This window comes from Bordetella petrii (genome assembly GCF_020991325.1).
GTDB lineage: Bacteria > Pseudomonadota > Gammaproteobacteria > Burkholderiales > Burkholderiaceae_B > Bordetella_A > Bordetella_A petrii_E.
Genome location: NZ_JAJMLX010000461.1, coordinates 1 through 1,972 on the forward strand (window position 1 = coordinate 1; position 1,972 = coordinate 1,972).

General features: G+C 67.8%; 2 protein-coding genes and 1 pseudogene. All 3 read right to left on the bottom strand.

What is annotated here, in order from left to right; all coding sequences use genetic code 11:
* The coding region (locus tag LPZ50_RS24550; protein WP_230665447.1) for a vWA domain-containing protein at positions 1-1,023 on the bottom strand (1,023 nt) is incomplete at its 3' end.
* Positions 1,010-1,513 (bottom strand): DUF4381 domain-containing protein, encoded by a 504-nt coding sequence (locus LPZ50_RS24555; protein WP_230665448.1) that lies wholly within the window; start codon positions 1,511-1,513, stop codon positions 1,010-1,012. The genes LPZ50_RS24555 and LPZ50_RS24550, both read right to left, overlap by 14 nt.
* Positions 1,510-1,972 (bottom strand): annotated as a pseudogene (locus tag LPZ50_RS24560) (DUF58 domain-containing protein); the annotation flags it as partial. The pseudogene LPZ50_RS24560 and the gene LPZ50_RS24555, both read right to left, overlap by 4 nt.

The following is a 1,972-nucleotide window of genomic DNA, read 5'->3' on the forward strand; positions in this document are numbered from 1 at the left end:
CGATGTCCATGCGCCCTCCTTCCGCACGGCGCCGGCCCGGACGGTGCCATTCGGCCCGGCGCGCCCGCCCCGCAGCGCCGCCACGGCATGCCATGCGGCCAGCAGCACTATCGCCAGGCCCAGGGGCAGCCAGAAATAGTCGCGCCGAGGCTGGTGCCGCAACGTCTTGACCTCTTGGGGGGTTATACGGTCCAGCGTGGCGTACACGTCTTGCAGCGCCTCGCCATCGCGCGCAACAAAGAACTGCCCGCCTGCCGTATCGGCGATCTGGCGCAAGGCGTCGAAGTCTACTTTGTCATCGCCGCTGGCGCCGGGGTCGCCGATGCCGATGGTATGCACCGTGACATGATGCTGGGCCGCCAGCGCCGCAGCACGAACTGGCGGCACGGCGCTGCCCGTGTCATTGCCATCGGTCAGCAGGATCAGGACTTTGTCCCGTTCCTTGGCCTGATCCAGCATGCGGATGCCCAGGCCGATGGCATCGCCCACCGCTGTGTTGGGGCCGGCCATGCCAACCGCGGCCTGGTCCAACAGTAATCGCACCGAAGCATGGTCGCGTGTCAAGGGCGCCTGGGGATACGCGCCCGTGCCGAACACGATCAAGCCCAGGCGGTCATCGGGCCGCTTGTCGATGAAATCCGCCACGACGCGTTGAACGGCGTCCCAGCGCGACACCGGCCGGCCCTGTGCATCGCGGAAATCGGTGCTGTCCATGGACTGGGAAATATCCACGGCCAACAGAATGTCGCGCATCGGTTCGGTGTGCGCAAGCGGCGGCTCCACCCATTGCGGACGCGCCAGCGCCAGCAATAGCAACAACCACACTACTACGTTCAATACCAATTGCCCCCGGCTGGCGCGCACGCCGGGGCGCGACGGCGGCTTGCCTATCAAGCTGGCCATGGTGTGGAAAAAAGGCAGCCGCAATGCATGCCGGCCCTGCACATAGGGCGGCAGCCAACGGTAGGCTGCCAACGCCACGGGCGCGGCAAGCAGCAGCCAGGGATATTCAAGCCTCCACATGGTGGCGCTCCATCCATCGGCGGCTGGCCTCGATCAGGCCGCGCACGACTGCGGCATCCAGGCCCCGCACCTTCGCATCGGGCGCATAGGCCAGGGTTGCCAGCAAGCTCGCGCTGTCGGCCGGGAAGACATCCCGCGCGCCTGTTTCCAGGCTATGCAGCCACGCATCCCCGCGCAATGACGCCAGGCTGGCGCGCTGGCCTGGCGGATGCGCCGCCAGTGCCGTGCGCTTGAGCAAAGCGGGCAAGGCGCGCGCGGCCAGGGGGTCACCGGTTGCCTGGCGCGCCAGGTTATCCAGTTCACGCAACGCCTGGCGACGGTACAGGTTGCGCCGTCGCCGTCGCACATAAGCAATGCTGCTCCAGCACAGGGCCAACAACAGCAACGCGGCGACCAGCGCCCACCCCCACGTCAGGGGCCAATATGGCACCGGCGGCGGCAAGGGAAGTTCCCGCAATTGATCCAGGCCGGGCATGCTGGCGTCGCTCATGCGCGTGCCCCGGCCCGCTGCCGCCCGAGCTCGCGCCGCAACTGCGTCAATTCGTCTTCGGCCGTATCGATGGATAGCAGCGGAACCTGGCTGCGTCGCAGCAAATCGGCCACGCCCGTGAGGCGGCCGCTGAAAAAATCCGCCAGCGGCTGGCGCTCGTGCCGCCGGCCCACGGCGATTTCCAGTTGTAGTTCACCTTGGGTGGCGACCAGGCGCCCGCGCTCTGGCAATTGCTCGGCCATTGGGTCATACACCAGTACCCCCACCACGTCATTGTGCGCGGATAACAGGCGCATGGCGCGCAGAGTGTCCTCGTCGGCGCCCGCGAAGTCGCTGACGATACACACCAGGCAATCGTGCGCCGCATGCGCCAGCATCTGGCGCAACGCCGCATTCAGCGCTTGCGCCGCGGGGCGCTCGGGCCGCCCGGCCGACAGGCCGGCATTCGCGCGCGCCACC